Source organism: Tunturiibacter lichenicola (genome assembly GCF_051013355.1).
Classification (GTDB): Bacteria; Acidobacteriota; Terriglobia; order Terriglobales; family Acidobacteriaceae; genus Edaphobacter; species Edaphobacter lichenicola_F.
Window position 1 is genome coordinate 2,603,479 of the sequence record NZ_CP132944.1, and the last position, 20,091, is coordinate 2,623,569.

Here is a 20,091-nt window from a genome sequence, read left to right on the forward strand (position 1 = left end):
TTGGGAGGCGCTTTCGTCTTTATACTTGAAGGATATGGCTACGTTTGCTTCGCTCGAAGATCAGCTTGATTTGATAACCAAAGGTGCTGCGGAGATTGTTCCGCTGGAGGCGCTGAAGGAACGCATCACGAAGTCGATTGCAACGGGAGTGCCGATGCGGATCAAGGCGGGGTTCGACCCTACGGCGCCGGACCTGCACCTGGGGCATACGGTGTTGCTGCGGAAGCTGAGGCACTTTCAGACGCTGGGGCATACGGTTATTTTTTTGATTGGCGATTCGACGGCTCTGATCGGCGATCCGACGGGACGGAACGTGACACGGAAGCCGTTGACGCCGGAGCAGATTGCGGCGAACGCGGAGACGTACAAGGAACAGGTCTTTCAGATTCTCGATCGCGAGACGACGGAGGTTCGGTACAACTCCGAGTGGCTGGATAAGTTGAGCTACTACGACATGGTGAAGCTGATGGCACAGTTCACGGTGTCGCAGATGCTGGAGCGCGAGGACTTTCATAAGCGATTCAATGAAGAGCAGCCGATTGCGCTGCATGAGCTGATCTATCCGATTGCGCAGGGGTATGACTCGGTTGCGCTGGAGTGCGATGTGGAGTTGGGCGGGACGGATCAGAAGTTCAATTTGATGCGTGGGCGCGATCTGCAGAAGCACTATGGGCAGCCGCAGCAGATTGTGTTGATGATGCCGATTATCGAGGGGCTGGATGGCGTGCAGAAGATGTCGAAGTCGCTGGGGAATGCGATTGGTGTGCACGAGCCGGCGGGGGAGATGTATGGGAAGTTGATGTCGGTGTCGGATGAGTTGATGTGGAGGTACTGGACGCTGCTGACGGATCTGCGTGGGTCGGAGATTGCGCAGATGCAGACGGATGTTGTGGGTGGGGCGCTGCATCCGATGCAGGCGAAGAAGAATCTTGCGTGGACGATTACGCGGGACTTCCATTCGAAGGAGGAGGCTGATGCGGCTGCTGAGGGTTGGGCGAAGATGTTTCAGCAGCGTGGCGTGAGTGAGGATGTGCCTGTGGTGAAGGTGTCATTGGCGGAGGAAGGACTTCTGAGCGTGGCGGAGAGTGGGGCACCGGAGATTCGTGTGCCGAAGTTGCTCGTGCTTGCGGGACTTGCGAGTTCTGCGGGCGACGCTACGCGAAAGCTGGCAGAGAACGCCGTAAGCGTCGATGGACAAAAGTTCAATGGCAAGCTTCTAAAAGGTGTGAAGGCAGGTAACTCGCACACGCTGCGGTTGGGGAAGAAGAGTGTTCGGGTTGAGTGGGTATGAGCATGTGCTCATCGAGTTGCAAATGCATAGAGACAGAAGCAGATCCCTACGGGATGACAACCAAAAGAACAATCAACGGCAACTACAACGGCTGATTCCTGCTGGATGACAACAAGAAAACAAAACAACAGCAACATCAACAGCTGATTCCTGTTGAATGACAACCAAAGAACAAACAACGGCGACAGCAGTGGCTGATTCCTGTTGAATGACAATCAAAAGAACATGCAACGGCGACAGCAGTGGCAATGGCTAAAGATAAGACGGGCAATTGCAAACGCAGAGTCTTGCGGGATGACATTTCGCAGAGCGTTCAGCGTCTAAAGGATAGTATCGAAATTGGATATTAGCGTTATTGAAGAATCTGCATCTTAGAGAATGTGGGTTTATGAAGAATTTGAAGTTCCATGCATTGCTGGTCGTGTTGGGGAGTTTGTTTGTTGTGGGGACGTTGCCGTTGCACGCCCAGGAGTCGAAGGATTCAAAGGATCCGAGGGAGATTGTTCGGGTTGCAATGAATGCTGAACTGGATGCGGATCTGAACGATCACTCGCACTGGCGTTATCGTGACTCGCAGAAAGATGGGACGGATACGGTTTCGATTGTCGTCGAGACCGGTCATGGTTCCGTGAAGCGATTGATCGAGAAGAATGGAAGGCCGTTGAGCGCAGCGGAGGCCAGGGCTGAGGATCAGCGGTTGCAGAACTTTATTCACGATCCGTCTCAACTGGCGAAGCAAAAAAAAGATGGGCAACAGGATGGGAAGAATGCCGAAGAGCTGCTCCGGATGTTGCCCGATGCGTTTACGTGGAAGGTGGGAAGCGACGATGGGGAGAACCTCACGCTGAACTTCGAGCCAAATCCAAAGTTTAGTCCGCCGGATTTTCAGGGGCGCGTGTTGGGACAGATGGCGGGACAGTTAGTGGTGAATAAAGGCCAGAACCGGATCGTTACGATCCGCGGAAAGCTGACGCAGGATGTGATGATTGGCTGGGGGATACTGGGGCACCTCAAGGGTGGGGGCACATTTCGCGTGGAGCGCAGGGAGGTGACGCCGAAGATGTGGCAGATTGTTGAGACGCATGTGCACATTGAGGGCAAGGCGCTGTTTTTTAAGAGCATCGGTCAGCAGCAGGACGAGGTGCAGACGGATTTCATGCAGATGCCGCAGGGGATCACGCTGGAACAGGCGGCGGAGATGTCCAAAACACTGACCGAAACATTGAAGTAAGTGAAGACGACAGCGGCTCGCTGTATGCTCGGAGACGATGGCACACACTCCCTATCCACAGACTGATCGAGAGCTGATGCGGTTGATTGAGCGCTCGCAGGGGCATCGCGCAGGGTACAAGCAGTTGATTCGTGAGCTTGGTTTAGGTGGTGGGCGCGAGCGGCGTCTGCTGCTGGAGCAGTTGGCGCGGATTACGGCACGCGGGGAGTTGGTAAAGACCGATAGCGAGCAGTGGAGCCTGCCTGCGGCGACGCCTGAGAAGACGAAGCGAGTAAAGCGTGGTGGCGTTGAGATGCCGGTGGAGCATCGGGCGACGCGGGATCGACTGCTGGCGGGGCGGCTCGATCTGCATCGCGATGGGTATGGTTTTGTGAGGCCGAGTGGAAGCGTGGATCGGGATGACGATCTTTTTATTCCGCCGAATGAACTGAATGGCGCGATGCAGGGCGATGAGGTTTTGGTGGACGAAGCGCCGCCGGGGAGGGATGGACGGAGGTCGGGGCGGATTGCGCGTGTACTGAATCGAAGGAACCCGACGGTGGTGGGAATCTTTCACTATGCCCGTGCGCATCGGAGAAGCGCGTGGGATAACGTACCGCTGGTTGATGGAAACTACGTTACGCCGTTGGATGAGCGGATGGCCGGTTCCCCTGGTGGCGGGGCGATTCTGATTCCTGAGGGCGCGGAGGTTCCGTCAACACCAAGGGAGACGCCGCATCGCGTGCTGGGGGAGGAGGCGCAGGCGTCGCAGGTGCATTGGTCGGAGGAGCTTGACCCACATCGTCCGCTGGAGGGGCTGGCGGTCGATGTGGAGATTACGGATTTTCCGACCGTGGGGAGGCCGGCGCGTGGGCGCGTGATTGAAGTGCTCGGACCGCCGGATGCGTTTGGCGTCGATGTCGAGATCATCATTCGGAAGCATCATCTGCCACATGTGTTTCCGACGAATGTGCTGGCGGAGGCTACTGCTTCAGCGGAGCAGACGGTCGAGACTCTCGATGCGGAAGAGATTGGGCGGCGAAAAGATTTTCGTGGTTTGAATATCGTCACGATTGATGGTGAGACGGCGCGAGACTTTGATGACGCGGTGCTGGTGCGACCGCTGCCAAATGGCAATTGGGAGCTGCAGGTTCATATCGCGGATGTGAGCCACTATGTGAGGCCGGGAACGACTCTTGATCTCGAGGCGCGGCTGCGAGGGACTTCGGTTTATTTTCCGGATCGCGCGATTCCGATGTTGCCACCACAGCTTTCGAGTGGCATGTGCAGCTTGCGGCCTGATGAGGATCGGCTGGTGCTGAGCTGCGTGATGGAGATCGATGGGCGCGGCGAGGTGTTGGGATACGAGGTGTGCGAGGGGATCATTCGTAGTGCGAAGCGGATGACGTACACGCAGATTCAGGGTGTGCTGGATGGGAATGCCGAGACGCGGGCGGAGTTTGCGGAGTTAGTGCCAGAGTTTGAGCGCATGTACGAGCTTGCGCTGAAGCTTAATGCGAAACGGCATCGACGTGGGTCGATTGATTTTGATCTGCCGGAGCCGGTGATTCAGTTCGATCCGGACGGGAATATGGAGGCGATTGTAAGGTCGCAACGAGGGTGGTCGCACCGATTGATCGAAGAGTTTATGCTTTCGGCGAATGAGTGCGTGGCGACGTGGATCGAGTCGCAGAGTGTTTCGAGTGTGTATCGAATTCATGAGGTGCCTGATCCGAAGCGGATTGTTGACTTCGAGGAGACTGCGAGTCAGTTTGGATACTCGCTGGGATTCAGTAGTCTGCCGGTGAAACGGATTCAGACGAAGGGCGACCGGCGCGATGCTCGCGGGAGAGACAGACAGGCGAAGACACATGAGGTGGCGGAGTCGATTCCAGTGACGCCGCAGATGTATCAGAAGTTGACGGCGAAGATTGCAGGCAAGGCGGAGGAACGGATTCTGTCGTACCTGATGTTGCGTTCGCTGAAGCAGGCGCGGTATAGCGAGAAAAATGTCGGCCACTTTGCGCTGGCTGCGCCGAGCTACACGCACTTCACATCGCCGATTCGGCGCTATCCAGATTTGATTGTGCATCGTTTGCTGCGGGAGTTAATTCAGAGTGGCGCGAATCCGGCAGGCGCGGCGATTTTGTCGGATGGGCCGCAGCCTTGGGGGGAGAAGCAGGTTGGCGAGAGACGTTCGGAGAAGCTTGAAAGGCCGACTTTGGAGGGGCCGATTGCGGAGGCCGAGTTGGGGGCGATTGCGGCGGAGTCGAGCCAGTCGGAGCGACGAGCCGATGATGCTGAGCGCGAGCTGATTGAGTGGAAGAAGATCAAATTTATGCAGGACAGAGTGGGCGAAGACTTTAATGCCATCATTCTTTCGTGCACGAAGTATGGATTTTTCGTCGAGTTGAATGATCTGTTTATTGAAGGGTTGGTGCCGCTTACTTCGCTGCAGGATGACCGCTATATGTTTCGCGATACAGATCGGCAGATCGTCGGGACGCGCAACGGGCGGGTGTTCAAGATGGGGCAGCGGGTACATGTTCTGTTGGACAGGATCGACCGGCAACAGCGGCGACTGCAGTTTGCCTTGCTGCCGTCAGAGGATGATGTTGCGGTTGCGCCGAGGTCGCTGCGTCGGTCGAAGACTGCGGCGTCGGCGAGCGGAGAACGACCGCATTCCAGTCCGAATCGCTCGGGTAAGAAAGGTAAGACGAAGGCAAAGGCTCGGGAGCGAAATAAGAAGGCGAAGGGGAAGCGGAAGTAGGCTTTGGATTGTTGTTTAGCTGAAGAGACCGGTGAGGAGCAAAAGGAGGGCGATCGTCAGGAGCGCTACGCGGATTTGATGGAGACGATCCCAGCGAGCGCGATCTTTTAGCCAGCCTGCGTAGGGATGCGCTGTGTTCATCCTGGCGATTCGATTGTTGATCGGGACTAGCGTGGTGATGGTGAAGACGATGGTTGCGGACCAAAGAGAGGCAGCTAGTATAAGGAGCAGTCCTGAGCCGCTTGAGATCGGACGATGTTCAAAGGCTGCGCCTGCGATGAGCAGCAATGCAAGGCCGTACCAGAAGGGCATCGCTTTGCCAAGTACTGCGGCTAGTGGCGCGGCGGCTTGGGCGTGAGTGCTGTCGTCCAGTTTTCGTATCTGTGGATGAATGAAGGCGGCAACGGCGAACTCGTTGCCCACCATCGTTGCTGCTAGTGTTGCGGTCGCTATGTCGTAGGCAATAGGCATGCTGTTGGTTGGTGCAGCGCAATTATTCGTACGGCATCGTAAAATAAAAGTTCCAAAGGAGTTCAAAAGAATGGCACACATGGTTTTCGACACACGATTCAAGGCTGAGATGGAAGGGCTGGATGAGCCGCCGTTCGATTCGGACTTTGGCCAGAAGATCTTCAAAAACGTCTCAAAGAAGTCATGGGGCGAGTGGGTGGAGAGGCAGAAGATGCTGTTGAATGAGTACCGTCTGCAGCCCTGGACACGGGAGGCGCAGGAGTTTTTGGTGGAACAGATGAACGAGTTCTTCTTTGGCGAGGGTGGTTCGTTGCCGAAGGAGTATGTGGCGCCGACGACTTAGGTAGAAGACCGTCTGAATTCTCGTAATGATGGCTGGTCGTGTACACTTAGGACTGCAGGATACCCCGCCGTCGCCCGCCTGGGCTGACGTGCAAACCAATAGTCGGGACGTGGCTCAGCCTGGTAGAGCGCACCCTTGGGGTGGGTGAGGTCGCTAGTTCGAATCTAGTCGTCCCGACCATTTCTTCTTGGCTGTTTGTTCAGCTACTTACAGGAGAACCCATTTATTTATCTGTTTCAAACTCGATAAATCAATTAGGTGGACCGTGGAGCGACCTCATTTCACCCGATCGCTTTAGCCTGTCTCTGTAGGTTAGGTTCAGTCATACGTTTGAAACTAGCCACAATATCGTGATGCATTGCATAGTGAACCAGATCTGCGATGGATTTAAAGTTCAGCTTTCGGTTGATATTGATGCGGTGACACTCCGCAGTACGAACACTGATCTTCAGCTCATTCGCTACTTCACGACTCGTCATACCCGTCGCAAGCAGCGCAATAATCTCCTCCTCTCTTCGCGTAAGAGGTGAAGAGGGCCTGGACATTGTCGTCTGCGCAAGTTGAATACGGCCCGTCGTAGAAAATCGGCGTGAAACATCTTGTGAAAAAAAGGAGCGGCCCTGTGAGACCGCTTTGACTGCTTCGACTAAGTCCTGTTCCGCATCGCTCTTAAATACCAGTGCAGAAGCGCCACTACCGAGCAATCGCAGAAGAATCGCATCCGAGTCATGCATCGTGAAGAATATGACGCGGGTAGCAGCCGAAAGGCGATTCAGTTCCAAAGATACCGAAAGACCATCCAGGCGTGGCATCGAGCAGTCAAGTATCGCGATGTCTGGCTTATGTTGACAGGCAAGCCGAATTGCTTCGATCCCGTCAGCTGCTTCGCCGATAACATGCCAGTCACTTTCTACCGTAAGTAGATCGCGTATTCCTCTTCGAATCAGTTTATGGTCGTCGGCGATCAAAATGCGGAGTGTCATAACATCTCCTTCTTTCGAGGTCGATGGGCAGGCTGGCCGAAATCGTCAGACCGTTCTTGCGATGTTGCACCTGTAGAGCGCCTCCGAGTTGGTTGAGGCGCTCCCGCATCCCTTCGATCCCCGTACCAGAGGACCTGTAGGGAACACCCGGCGAGTCTTTGTCGTAATCTCCGACTTCTTCGTTCGCCATCGTCAACTTAAGCCAGTTGGAGTGCCACTTTAGCGAGATACGAATCCGTAGGCTGTGAGAGTGCCTGAGGGTGTTAGCAAGCCCCTCTTGCACAATTCTGTAAAGAGTCGCTTCTACTTCGCTCGGCAGTGAGCCAAGATCTCCGCACAGCGAGAGTTCGACGTCCACGCCGCTTCGATCCTGAAAGCCACGAGTAAGGTCTTCGATCGCGGATGCCAGATCCGCTTCGTATAGAAAAGGTGGATGTAAAAGATACGACGCGCTGCGAATCTTCTCCGAACACTCCTGAGCGAGCTGCCGCGAATACTCTACCAACTTCTTAAGAGACTCCTCGCCACCCTCCACCAAACGCGTCAGCCTGTTCAGGTTCCAATTCAAGGCAGCCAGTTCCTGTGAGGTGGAGTCGTGTAAATCTCGCGCGATGCGTCGCCGTTCTTCCTGTTGAATGATGTCGATCTTCCCGGCTATGTGGCGAGACGCATGAACGCGTCTATTGCGTTCGGTAATGTCCTGATACAGTCCGTACACCCCCATCACTTGACCGTTCACGATGAGCGGCACTCCGTAGATTTCGACGTCTACGATCATGCCGTTCTTCTGACGTCTCTGAGTAACGCAATGGGTGTGGGTTCCTTGCATTACAAGCCTGGTTAGCCGTGCAGCCTCCTCAGCGAAACGAGGCGTGCTGATGAGATCGTCTAGAGTTGAAGCGGCAAGCTCTTGCGGGCTGTATTTGAAGAGACGCTGAAATGCAGGGTTACAGAGTGTATAGCGATGAAAGGAATCGAGTACGACGATTGCAATAGGACTGTTTTCTATAAGCGCTTGAAGATAAATAGAAGAACAACCGCTGTCGTCTTGAGAAGATGAGGCTCCCGGATCGACTTGAAGATACTCGCTTCCTTGCATCTTACCTCCCCTTGCAGTCAGCAATAAATAAGGCGGTTCGAAATAAGCTAAGGCTCTACATCGAGCCAAATAAGCTGGACGAGAATGAGATCAAATTGGGCTAGAGCTTTCACATAAGCTCGGCGTTTTATGTCACTGACGGGAGAATAATTTAAATATATCAAATATCAGATCCGATGATAGAGCCGCTAACTTATCTGAGCTTTTGGGACACTGCTAGCGCCCTGAAACCAACAGCTTGCGTCCCTGCCATTTCACACGCGACTACCGAGCGAAGATGGCCCGCTGAAGAGCATTCGGCCCAAATCGAGATCCGCGATTCTGGCCATGGTTATCGAGTACGAGATCCGTAGATATACGGATACCCCTCAGTACATCTACTAACTGAATTTCACAAAAAACTGTAAAGACCAGCGAATTACGCACGTTTTCTCGTTGTTCCGTGCAATTTCGCCCGCTGCAACCGAATAGTATCGGGTTATTCCTTCCGTAGTCCGAATCTGCTTGAGTCCGCCATCAGTGCAATCAATGCGACGAGAGACCAGTGCCGGTTTTTTCGGAACGGCCGCCGCGATGCAGCGGAACCTGCGGCAAAAAAACAATTCAGCGAGGCATGCATGTCAAAAACGATTGTTAGATTAGCCCTCATCGCCCTTAGCGCTGTATTGTCCCTCTCCTCCCAAAACTCCAGCTGGGCCCAAACCCAGACTACTGGTGCCATCAGCGGTCGTGTAACAGATACAACGGATGCGATTATCGTGAACGCAACCGTCACAGCGAGGTCAAAGACCACCGGTGCACAAAGCTCTGCTGCCACGGATCAAAATGGCAACTATCGCTTTTCCCTCCTTCCTCCCGGCGCTTATGACCTTCGCTACACTGCGGCAGGTTTCAAGACGGAGCTCTCTTCGAATGTCGTGGTCACCGTAACAGAGACCAGCGTGATAAACACGAGGCTGGACACTGGGCAACAACAGGAGACGGTCCAGGTGGATGCCCAGGGCGCGCTTCTGCAATCGAATAACGCAACTTTGGGAACCACCGTACAAGGTTCCACGATCCAGGCACTTCCGCTTGCAGGCCGCAACTACACCCAGGTCCTTACGCTCTCCGGCGGTGTCGTCGGAGCTGTCAACAACGCTGCTGAGCTTGGCCGCGGAACGATCGATGTCTACGTGAACGGCGCGAGCAACATCAGCAACAATTTTGTGATGGACGGCGTAGACATCAATAACTTCGGCAGCGGGCGAGGTGGAGACTTCGTTCAACAGGGCGGAATTCCTATTCCAAGCCCAGACGCCATCGAAGAGTTTCGCATTCAAACCACACTCTACGATGCCGGTTTCGGCAGAGACGCCGGTGCCAACGTGGAAGTAGTCACCCGATCCGGCACCAACCGCCTTCACGGAGCGGCCTGGGAGTTTCTCAGAAACAATATCTTCAATGCCAACGACACCTTCTTGAAGCAACAAGACAAGCCTCGTCCCGACCTCAAGCAAAACCAGTTCGGCGGCAGCATCGGCGGCCCGATCCTCCGCGACAAGTTTTTCTTCTTCGGCTCCTATCAGGGAACACGACAGATCAACGGTCTAAGCTCCAGTTCTCTCGCCTCATTGAATCTTCCGAACCTTTCCAGCAATCGCACGGCCGCAAGTATTGGCGCAGCATCCTGTGGTCAATCCACAGCTAATGGCGGCGTGCAGGTTGCGTGTGACGGATCCAACATTAGTCCTGTCGCCCTCAACCTCCTGAACTTGAAGAACGCCGACGGTAGCTATCTCATTCCCTCGCCAGGGACAACATCCACTTCGGGCTCCAATTTAGCGGTGTACAGCATTCCTGGAAGGTATACAGAAGACCAGGTGCTGGCTAACCTCGACTACCAGGTCACACCGAAGCACCGCCTCAGCGAGCGCTTCTTCTACTCCCGTGATCCGCAGACAGATCCCTTCAGCAGCTGCAGTCCAAGCTGCCCTCCAGGCTTTGCCCTCAAAACCCACTTCACCAATGACGTGGGCTCGCTGAAGCTAACCTCTGCGCTCACCCCCTCCTTTCTCAACGAAGCCTTTGTTGCTCTCATCCGTAACACCGGCGTACTCAACAGCCAGGCCTCCATTACAGATGCGTCACTTGGGCTCACCCCTAGCGACCCTGACTTTCCTCTCCTGCCAATCATCTCCATCCAGGGATTGTTCAGTCTTGGTGGCGGTTTCAATGACTTTTCCAACTCTGCCGTCAACACCTATGAAGGATCGGACCAAGTCTCCTGGAACCATGGGAAACACACCATTCGAGCAGGCTTCGACTACGAGCGGCAACAGTTCAACTTTCACGATCCGGGTCCGCGCCGGGGCTACCTCGAATTTCTGTCCTTTCCTGACTTTCTGCTCGGCATGAGCGCGGCGCAAAACGGAAGCAGCCAGAGTAACCTTTTTCTTAGCGAGGGCATAGCAGGCGACATCTCGAAGAACTTCACTGCCTACGACATGTCTGTCTTCGTTCAGGATGACTACAAGATCTCGCCGCGGCTCACTCTGAACGCAGGACTTCGCTGGGAGCTGAACAGCAACATCGGAGAGTCGGGCGGACGGTTGAGCAGTGTGATCCCGAGCCTGCTCACTCCCAATGCGAGCCTTACTGCGGCAGGAGATTTTGCCGGATGGGTCGTGCCGAACAACTTCGTTGGATCAGTGCCCACGGGAGTAACTCGCCTCGGCGGCAACACCGTCACTGACGATGATCTTCCTCTGCATAACGTCGGCCCTCGTGTTGGATTTGCGTGGCTGCCCTACGGAGATGGAAAAACGTCGGTGCGTGGCGGATATGGCGTTTACTACACACGTCCCAACGGCAACGCGACTCTTCAAGTGCTCACAGCCCCGCCCTTCGTAGGATTTTCTACTCTCGTCGGTGCAGGGAATGCGGCTGCGACCTTTCAGAACCCATTCACCCCTCAACCAACCCCGGGATCCTTTCCTCTACGCACTCCTACCTCGCAGAACGCCGCGACGATCATCGCTCAGAACTACGACTCTCCGATGACACAACAGTACAACGTCGACGTTCAGCAACAGCTGTCCCCTTCGACAGTCTTCGACATCGCCTATGTCGGTACGCGTAGCACACGCCTGCTTGAGAATCGCAACATCAACGAAGCACTCTTCGCCAGCCCGGATGCACCGATCAACGGTGTAACAACGAATACCATTGCCAACGTTTCGCAGCGCGTTCCTTACCTTGGCTTCGCGCCGGGCGGTCTGAACCGCATCGAGTCCTATGGCTTCTCGATGTACAACAGCCTTCAACTGAGCGTCCGCCACCAACTCAGTCGGGGCATCCTCGTGCAAGGTTCGTACACATGGAGCAAGGCACTCACCGATGTTCAGGGCCTCGGCACGAACGCTGTCTTTACCGGCGGCAGTGGCGACAGCAATGATTCGAACGATCGTTTTCAGCGCTTTGGACCAGCAGCATTCAACCGCCCTCAGCGCCTCGTCGTCGCCTATTACTGGGAGTTGCCAAAGTTGCGCAACTCGAATCTCATCACTCGTCAGGTGGTTAACGGTTGGGCCGTCTCGGGAGTAACGACCATCCAAGCCGGCGATGCTCTTACCATCACGGACTCAACCCTGGGCTCCATCTTCGGCTCAGTCAGCTCGGCCCGTGCACAACTCTGTCCCGGAATGAGCGCAGCCAATATTGAGACTCGAGGCAGCGTCACAAGCCGCCTCACGAACTACTTCAACAACAACGCATTCGCTGGCTCTCAAACCGGATGCCCGCTGCCCGTCATAGGGGACGGTCTCGGTTACGGTAACAGTAGTGTTGGAAGTGTGCGCGGTCCCAATCAGGACAACACCGATCTCACCATCTCGCGCAACTTCGGAGTCTTCGCTCCTGCAGAGCAGCGCAAGATCGAGTTCCGGGCTGAGTTCTTCAACGCCTTCAACCACGCTCAGTATTCTGATCCGGCAACTGCTCTCGGACCAGGCAGCTTCGGAACAATCACCAGCAGCTCCGTTGCTCCTCGTCTCATCCAGTTCGCTTTGAAGTACCAGTTCTAGTCAGCACGACGTACCCAATCCGCTTCTAAAGGAAGATCGAATGAAGGCTTTACCTCTAGCTGTAGGCATTCTCGCGATGTCGAGCCCGGTGCTCTCCCAGTCTGCCGCAAAGCAGCTGCTGGCGACACCGTCCACGGTGGTGTGGGGGTACTACTGGTCTCAGGCCCATCCCATCCTCACGGTCCACTCCGGCGACACTGTTCATATGCAGACAGTGTCGTCCTGCGGGCCGCCGTCAGAGCTGATCAAGGCGGGGGTCAAAGAGCAGGACGTCCCGCAGTACTACAAAGACATCTATCAAGAGGTCAAGGATCGTGGACCCGGCGGCCACATCCTCACCGGACCCGTCGCAATTGAGGAAGCCGAGCCGGGCGATGTTCTCGAAGTGCAGATCCAAAGCATCACCATCGACACTCCATATGCCTGCAACGTCTTCGGCCCCAAGAGCGGCTTCCTCCCGGAAGACTTCCCGTATGGCAGTTACAAGATCGTTCCGCTGGACCTTGGCCGTAATGTCGCGAACTTTGCAAAAGGAGTTGAAATTCCTCTCCGCCCGTTCTTCGGCAGTATGGGCATTGCACCGCCTCCCGCCGCAGGCAGAATTGACAGCGCTCCTCCCGGCGAACACGCCGGCAACATGGACAACAAAGAGCTCGTTGCCGGAACGATCCTCTTCATTCCAGTGCATGCGAAGGGGGCTCTTTTTGAAGTGGGAGACGGACACGCCGGCCAGGGAAACGGCGAAGTCGACATTACAGCTCTTGAAACATTTCTCTCAGGCACATTCAAACTAACTGTTCACAAAAATCGCCATCTCGACTGGCCGATGGCTGAAACTCCTACCAGCTATATCCTTATGGGCTTCAGCCCCGATCTCGTGCAAGCCACTAAAATGGCTGTCAGGAACACCATCACCTTTCTCACAACCGAAAAACACCTCAGCCGCGATGAGGCCTACATGCTGGCCAGTACAGCAGTTGACTTCGACATCACCGAGTTAGTTGATGGAAACGTCGGCGTTCACGCAATCTTGCCCAAGCGTCTCTTTGTCTCTTCGACACACTAGATAGAGTGAAGGCACCCGAGAAGGTGCCCTCTCAATCTGGTTACAGGTAGAATTCAGCGTCGTTCGTACAAATTAGCGTAGTTTTTCGCAATAGGGTCGCCTAAACCAAGAGAGAGGGAGATTCACCTTGAAGCGATGGTCGAAAACTTCTGAGCCGACCGCTTAGAGCCATCGTGGTTGGCGCCGAGGTCTAAAGGGACGCACAAAGGAGAAGGGTACTCCCGAACCCTGGAAGTTCGAAAATCGTCCACTCGGGCCGACCATTTACTTTTCTGTTCAAAAAACAAGTTCTTCTTCTTGAACGAATACTGGTCGAGGCTACCGGGAACGAGCTGCCGGTAAAATCGCGCTGCACAACGCCTTATTGAGACAAGTGATTACCCGGTAACCACGTCTGCCGTTTCTGCGCTGATGCGAAAAAGAATGTCAGAGAGAGGAATTCCTGATAAAAATGTACCCGGGCCCCCAAAAACAATAATGTCGTAGCGGGAGTAGGCAAGATTTGATACTCGCTGTGCCGCTTTGTACGAGGCGAGTAATTTTGTTCTTTGATCAATTCGAAGCGGCGACCCCTTTCGTGTTTTAGGCAATGTTCCGAACCACGGAGCCAGAATGCAAGGCGAAGTCAATCAACGTCTCGGCGACTATGAGATTCTCGGCATGCTGGGTGCAGGGGGCATGGGGCGGGTATATCGGGTTCGTCATGTTATCTCCGATCGCATTGAGGCGATGAAGATTCTGCTGCCTGATTTGGCAGGGCGGCAGGACCTGGCGGATCGGTTTCTCCGTGAGATCAAGCTGGTCGCGAGCCTGAACCATCCAAATATCGCTACTCTTTGCACTGCGCTGACGATCGATAACCAGCTTGTGATGGTGATGGAGTTCGTTGACGGCGTGACACTGTCGCAGAAACTTGAAGCGGGGCCGATCCGGATTCCGGATGCGCTGGGATACCTCGATCAGGGGCTTGCGGCGTTAGGATACGCGCACAGCAAGGGCATCATTCACCGTGACATCAAGCCGGCGAACATGATGTTGACTCCTACTGGCGTGGTCAAGCTGATGGACTTTGGGATCGCTCACGCGGATACGCAGCGTGCATTGACGCAGACCGGGACGACGCTCGGGTCGATTGATTACATGTCGCCGGAACAGATTATGGGGCAGGCAACGGATGCTCGCTCGGATCTTTATTCGGTCGGGGTGTCCTGCTACGAGATGGTGACGGGGCAGCGGCCGTTTCGTGCTTCGAGCGATTTCGAGTTGATGGCGGCGCACGTTAAGGAGATGCCGAAGAATCCTATTGAGATACAGCCATGGATGCCGGCGCGCCTGAGCGAGATCATCATGAAGACGATTGCCAAGGCGCCGGAGGATCGCTTTCAAAAGGCCGAGGATCTTCGCGAGGCGCTTCGTAGTGTGAACGTAACGCCTGTTCCGGGTGGCAGGACGATGATGGAACCGCCCGTGTTGACTATGGTCGAGAACCAGGCGATATCAGTCGTGAAGAGCCGTCCCGCGACGATCGTAGAGAGTCATCATCCAACCATGCTCGTGACGAACGCGCGTGATGAGCGCAGGATGACTGAAGTTGCCAGCACCCCTGTCTACTCCCAACCGCCTGTTGCCCTCGCGGTCCGAGATAAAAAGAAGAACACAGCAATTTACGTGATTTGCGGCGCGGTTGTAGCGGTTGCGGCGGCAGCGGTGCCGATCTATCGGATGTCGCATACATCGGAAGATGCGAAGCCGAAACCGGCGGCGGTGGCGCCAGAAAAAGTCGTGACCGCTCCGCCCGCTCCTACACCCCCTGTTACGCGTCCCGTCGTGAAAGTGCCTCCGGCGGCGCTCAAGGCGCAGATGCCGACGGCTGCACCACCGCAGAGACCGGGCATTGTGGCGAACGGTACCGCAGTCGTTGTTTTGAACGGGGCGCAGACTCCGGAACAACCGAAGCTCACTGCTGAGCAGAAGAGCAAGCTCGACGAACTGGAGCCACAAATTGATCAGCTCAACAATCGGGCATCTGCAGTCAATAACAGCCTGAACACGATGCAACATTCCATGCAGAAGGACGGGTTGGCGCTGCGTGGAGATATCGTTGCTCGCCAGATGAGCATGAATACCAATCTCGGCAAGGCAAAACAGGCCTTCGCTCAGCAGGATCCGGATCGCGCGTCACGCTATGCGGCGCTGACCGAGACGGACGTGAAGCAGCTCGAAACATTTTTAGGACGTTGAATTGTTATTGAGGTGAGTCCGATGAACAGACGTGGGGCCTCCAGTACGTTTCGTCTTCCTTCTAAGAATGTCAGGACGCTGTTGGTATTGACGCTGATGGGTGTCTGTGCGGTGACGTCGATGGTTGCGCAGCAGCGAAGACGCATTGCTGTCATGAGCCTGGATGTTAGCCCCGACGCAAAACAGAAGGCGGCTTCCCAGTTCGGCATGCAGAATGATTTGGGAGCGACTCTGTCTGATCTGATCATCAATCGACTGGTCGCGGATGGAAAATTTATTGTCATTGAACGGGCAGCGCTCGACAAGATCATCAAAGAACAGAACTTCTCGAACAGCGATCGCGCTGATCCGAGCACTGCAGTGAAGTTAGGGAAGATCGCCGGCGTCGATGCGATTGTGATTGGATCGATTACTCAGTTCGGTGGTGAATCGTCGAAGAAGGCTACGAATATTCCCATTAGGATTCACGGCCTAAATGTGCCGTTGGCGAATAGTCAAAAGACCTCAACGGTAACGGTTGGAGTTACGGCCCGAATGATCGATACCAGTTCGGGCTCCATCCTCGCTTCGGCGACGGGCTCCGGGACATCGAGCAAGACCACGACTGACTCGAACACCGGCGGCGCAACAAGCACAACAAGTGCGAGCGACTTCGCAACACCTGCGATCAATGACGCTACAACCCAGGCAGTGACTCAGGTAGTTACTCAGATTGAAGCGGCGCCTCTGCCGACGGTAGCTGCTGCACCGCCGCCACCGCCCACTCCTGTGGTTCCGCGGACCAGCTACACCGGCACGGTTGCGGATGTCTCCGGTACGACGCTTATTCTCACTGTTGGGACCACGGGCGGCGTCAAGGTAGGAGACACAGTAGTGATCACCAGACCTACGCGGAAGATCAAGGACCCCAAGACGGGAGCGGTTATCAAGGTGCTGAGCGACAAGCTTGGAGAGGCAAAGATCACCGAGGCTGACAATAAGACAGCGACCGCAACGTATAGCGGGACGGCGGTCATCAAGGTTAGTGACGATATAAGTTTTCAGCCGTAGACTGCGGCTCGACAATCTTCCTGGGCGCTGCATCCGTTCTCTGGTCGGGCATAAATTGATTTAATTTTCTGCTCGACCTGACGTAGAGGAATTAGATTATGCCGGCTTCTTCGCCGATGTCGTCCACGCGTACTATCCGGATCGGTCGCTCACCCGATTCCGATGTCGTCATCGATCTTCCTATGATCTCGTGGGAACATGCGCGAATCATCTCGGAGAATGGTGAGTTCTTCATCGAGGATCTTCGCTCGAGCAATGGCACGTCGCTGAACCAGATCGGTAACAAGATCTCACGAAGCCGCATTCAGATGAACGATGACGTTTATCTGGGATCATTGAAAGTTCCCGCTTCGCGGCTGCTCAACAGCTCAGGTACCGCGATCGGCGCGCCCGCCCCACAGCCCGTCGATCTGCAGGAAGAGACCATTATCATCGGCCGCGATCCTCAGTGCGGCGAGCCTCTGGATGATCCACTCGTCTCCTGGCATCACGCGAAGATCAGTCGCTCGGGCGGCTCCGTGTTTCTGGAAGATCTGTCCTCACGAAATGGCACGTTCCTCAACGGCATCCGCATTACCAGCAAAACCGAACTCCGTGAGGGGCAGGAGATCGGCCTGGGCGGCTTTCAGTTCAGGCTGGTGGCTAACGGCAAGCTGGAACGCCGCGAGTACCATGGCAACGTCTCTATCTCCGCTGTTGGTGTGTGTGTTGCGGTTGGTGGCAAGCGCCTTCTCGATCCCATCTCTCTCACGGTCTATCCGTCGGAGATGGTTGCATTGATGGGCCCGGCGGGAGCGGGCAAGACCACGTTCCTCAAAGCGCTCAACGGCTACACTCCGCCGGAGGCTGGCAGCGTTCTCTTCAATGGCGTGGATCTTTATCAGTCCTACGATCAATTTCGCCAGCAGATGGGATATGTCCCGCAGGATGATATTGTTCACTCGCAGCTGACGGTCAGGGAGGCGCTTTACTTCTCGACCAAGCTCCGCACCGATCTGCGTGATGACGAGATTGAGGCGCGCATCGACAAGATTCTCGATGAGCTTGGCATCCTGGACAAAAAAAATACGCTCATCGGATCGCCAGAGAAGAAGGTTCTCAGCGGTGGACAACGTAAGCGGGTCAACATCGCTATGGAACTGATCACCAATACGCCGGTGCTGTTCCTTGACGAGCCTACCTCTGGGCTCTCGTCGTACGATGCCGAAGGCGTGGTCGATCTTCTAAAGCGACTGGCTGGTGAAGGCAAGACGATCATCACGACAATTCACCAGCCAAGCATCGATGTCTACAGAAAGTTCGACAATCTGATCATGATCTCGCGGGATCGCGGCGGTTGTGGATCGCTTGCATACTATGGTCCGGCCTTTCCGGATTCGATTGAGTTCTTCCACCCACCGGCGCAACAGCAGGCAGATAAGAGCACACTCAATCCGGAGATGCTTCTCACTGGACTCTCAAAAGAGCCTACTGCTGATTGGGTGAAGCGTTTCAACAAATCGCGATACCAGAAGATGTTCATCGACGATCGGGCGGGCAAGGTCAAGGGAGAAGGCGCGCAAAAGGAGGTCTCTTCGACGCGAAGTCTGGGCTTTGGTCAGTGGTGGACGCTGCTTCGTCGCAACATCGTTCTCAGAACGCGCGATCGTGCGCAGCTCATCATTACTTTGCTTCAGGCGCCTCTGTTTGCTGTATTGATTGCGCTCGTCTTCGGTACGGTCAAGGATCCTGAGAACCTTTCGAAGACCTTGAGTGTCCCTGCAGCGGGGGCCGCTGTCGCCATGGCGAAGGCGCAACAGGACTTCGGCCAGCTGAGCGGTAATCTTGTCGGCATCGAGTTCCTACTTGTCGTCGCGGCGATCTGGTTCGGCTGTAATAATGCCGCGCGTGACGTTGTCGGTGAGTGGTCAATCTACCAGCGCGAGCGCATGGTCAATCTAAAGTTGCCGTCGTATGTCTTCTCGAAGTTCTTTGTGCTTGTTGGCCTTTGCATCTTCCAGTGCTTGACACTGCTTACCGTCGTCTATTTTGCCTGCGGCCTGCGCGGCAGCTTTGTGCGCGAAGCTACTATTTTGATTGCTTCATCGCTCGTCGGAGCGGCACTCGGGCTCGCCATTTCGGCGCGAAGCTCCACGACCGAAACTGCGATTGCGCTTCTTCCAGTGGTACTTCTTCCGGTCATCACACTGGGCGGGGGCATTCGCGCGATTTATAAGATGCCTGTACCTGCGCGGCTTATGAGCTATGTCGCGCCCTCGCGATGGGCGTTTGAGCGAAACATGATCGATGAGGCAAAGGGCCATGTCTGCGGCTATCTGCCGGGTCCGCTCAGGTGGGATTCTTGTCCATCCGGTGGCAAAGGAGTCGATGCCGCCACGGTACAAGTTCCAGAGGCAATCACGACTGTCGATGACATCCGCCAACCCGCGGCGCCAACCGACGGGAAGACTTTGCGGTACTCCTTTCTTGAGTCTCTCGGAGTTCTGGGAGCGATGTTGGTGGTCCTACTTGGATGTGTGCTTGGCTTCTTGAAGATGCGCGATATCCTGTAAACAGCATTCACGTACATTCATGGAAAACGAAGAGACCACTCCCCACCAACGAGCCAGCCAGATCACTAGCGTCGATTATGTGGGGGAGTCGACGGGCTTTTCGTCGAGCTTGCGGTGTCATCCTGGGTTAGTTCGCGAAGAAAATCAGGATTGCGTCGGTCGCTTTCAAATTCCGCTTGGCGAGATCTTTCTTGTGCTGGACGGAGTTGGTGGTCGAAGTGGCGGGGCACGAGCATCGACACTCGGACTCGAAGAGTACGGACGTTTTCTGGCTGGGTTGCCCACTGAAACGGACCCGCTGGACGGTTTGCAACGAGCTACTACATGGGTCAAGGAGCGGCTGGAAGAAGCCAAAAAGTCCGGCCCACCTGAGATGCAGGAGATGGCATCGACCGTCGCGCTCGTACTGATCCACGAGGGAGTGGCATACATCGGACACATTGGAGATTCTCGGGTGTACCGAGTCCGAGGCGGCCAAGGCACACAGCTGACACGAGACCATTCGGTTGTGGAGAGAATGATCGTCGAAGGACTTCTCTCTGAGGAGCAGGCGCAGACGCATCCGAGCTCCCACATTCTGACGCGCAGCCTTGGCCAGCCTGACGCATCGCTCGAACTGTCCTCGCATCAGGTTCGGGCTGGCGATGTGATGCTTCTTTGCTCTGACGGGCTTTGGGCATACGTACCAGCTGCTGAGGTGCAGCAGGCACTCGTCAAGCCAGGAGCAAGCACGGCATCCATCGCCGACGCGCTGCTTCATCTCGCGCTTGCGGGCGAAGCGGGAGACAACATCAGCGTGGTAGTGCTTCGAGCTGGAGAAGCCTGGAAGGAAGCAAATCGAACACAAACTTCGACAGGCAAGCGCATTAGTCAAAAACAGCTTTTAGCCGCGCTCGCGATCACGATGCTGCTGGCAGGAGCTGCGGCCTATCTTTTTCTCTAGAGTGTGTG

At 55.3% G+C, this 20,091-nt stretch carries 13 protein-coding genes and 1 tRNA gene; 11 read left to right on the forward strand and 3 right to left on the reverse strand.

Annotation, left to right across the window (positions count from 1 at the left end):
- Positions 1-34 precede the first annotated feature (34 nt).
- From tyrS to RBB82_RS11170, 3 genes are all read left to right on the forward strand, one after another.
- Positions 35-1,291 (forward strand): tyrosine--tRNA ligase, encoded by a 1,257-nt coding sequence (tyrS, locus tag RBB82_RS11160; RefSeq protein ID WP_433975207.1) that lies wholly within the window; start codon positions 35-37, stop codon positions 1,289-1,291.
- Between the two features lie 388 nt (positions 1,292-1,679).
- On the forward strand, positions 1,680-2,522 hold the full coding sequence (locus RBB82_RS11165) for a hypothetical protein (protein ID WP_433975208.1): 843 nt from the start codon (positions 1,680-1,682) through the stop codon (positions 2,520-2,522).
- 37 nt (positions 2,523-2,559) lie between these two features.
- Positions 2,560-5,271, forward strand: a complete 2,712-nt coding sequence (locus RBB82_RS11170) for a ribonuclease R family protein (protein WP_433975209.1) — start codon at positions 2,560-2,562, stop codon at positions 5,269-5,271.
- A gap of 15 nt (positions 5,272-5,286) precedes the next feature.
- Here RBB82_RS11170 and RBB82_RS11175 read toward each other — a convergent pair whose 3' ends face one another.
- Positions 5,287-5,742, reverse strand: coding sequence for an anthrone oxygenase family protein (locus RBB82_RS11175; protein ID WP_433975210.1), 456 nt, complete (start codon positions 5,740-5,742; stop codon positions 5,287-5,289).
- Between the two features lie 70 nt (positions 5,743-5,812).
- On the opposite strand from RBB82_RS11175, the gene RBB82_RS11180 reads away from it, so the two are divergent.
- Positions 5,813-6,085, forward strand: a complete 273-nt coding sequence (locus tag RBB82_RS11180) for an oxidative damage protection protein (RefSeq protein WP_433975211.1) — start codon at positions 5,813-5,815, stop codon at positions 6,083-6,085.
- 103 nt (positions 6,086-6,188) lie between these two features.
- Positions 6,189-6,265: transfer RNA gene (locus RBB82_RS11185), tRNA-Pro, on the forward strand.
- Positions 6,266-6,366: 101 nt separating this feature from the next.
- On the opposite strand, the gene RBB82_RS11190 is transcribed toward RBB82_RS11185, so the two are convergent.
- Together RBB82_RS11190 and RBB82_RS11195 are read right to left on the reverse strand one after the other, a co-directional pair.
- Positions 6,367-7,068, reverse strand: a complete 702-nt coding sequence (locus RBB82_RS11190; RefSeq protein ID WP_433975212.1) for a response regulator — start codon at positions 7,066-7,068, stop codon at positions 6,367-6,369.
- Positions 7,034-8,167, reverse strand: coding sequence for a PAS domain-containing sensor histidine kinase (locus RBB82_RS11195; RefSeq protein WP_433975213.1), 1,134 nt, complete (start codon positions 8,165-8,167; stop codon positions 7,034-7,036). The genes RBB82_RS11190 and RBB82_RS11195 overlap by 35 nt, the downstream gene beginning before the upstream one ends.
- Before the next feature lie 617 nt (positions 8,168-8,784).
- Here RBB82_RS11195 and RBB82_RS11200 point away from each other — a divergent pair.
- The 6 genes from RBB82_RS11200 (at position 8,785) to RBB82_RS11225 (ending at position 20,083) form a co-directional block, all read left to right on the forward strand.
- Complete coding sequence (locus RBB82_RS11200; protein ID WP_433975214.1) at positions 8,785-12,231, forward strand: carboxypeptidase regulatory-like domain-containing protein; 3,447 nt, start codon at positions 8,785-8,787, stop codon at positions 12,229-12,231.
- Between the two features lie 40 nt (positions 12,232-12,271).
- On the forward strand, positions 12,272-13,297 hold the full coding sequence (locus RBB82_RS11205) for an acetamidase/formamidase family protein (protein ID WP_433975215.1): 1,026 nt from the start codon (positions 12,272-12,274) through the stop codon (positions 13,295-13,297).
- A 612-nt stretch (positions 13,298-13,909) separates the two neighbouring features.
- Positions 13,910-15,538 (forward strand): serine/threonine protein kinase, encoded by a 1,629-nt coding sequence (locus RBB82_RS11210; protein WP_433975216.1) that lies wholly within the window; start codon positions 13,910-13,912, stop codon positions 15,536-15,538.
- 21 nt (positions 15,539-15,559) lie between these two features.
- Positions 15,560-16,588, forward strand: a complete 1,029-nt coding sequence (locus RBB82_RS11215; protein ID WP_433975217.1) for a CsgG/HfaB family protein — start codon at positions 15,560-15,562, stop codon at positions 16,586-16,588.
- A gap of 98 nt (positions 16,589-16,686) precedes the next feature.
- A complete protein-coding gene (locus tag RBB82_RS11220) occupies positions 16,687-19,140 on the forward strand; it encodes an ATP-binding cassette domain-containing protein (RefSeq protein ID WP_433975218.1) in 2,454 nt (817 codons plus the stop codon).
- A 19-nt stretch (positions 19,141-19,159) separates the two neighbouring features.
- Positions 19,160-20,083: a PP2C family protein-serine/threonine phosphatase gene (locus tag RBB82_RS11225; RefSeq protein WP_433975219.1), complete on the forward strand. Its 924-nt coding sequence runs from the start codon at positions 19,160-19,162 to the stop codon at positions 20,081-20,083.
- Positions 20,084-20,091 lie beyond the last annotated feature (8 nt).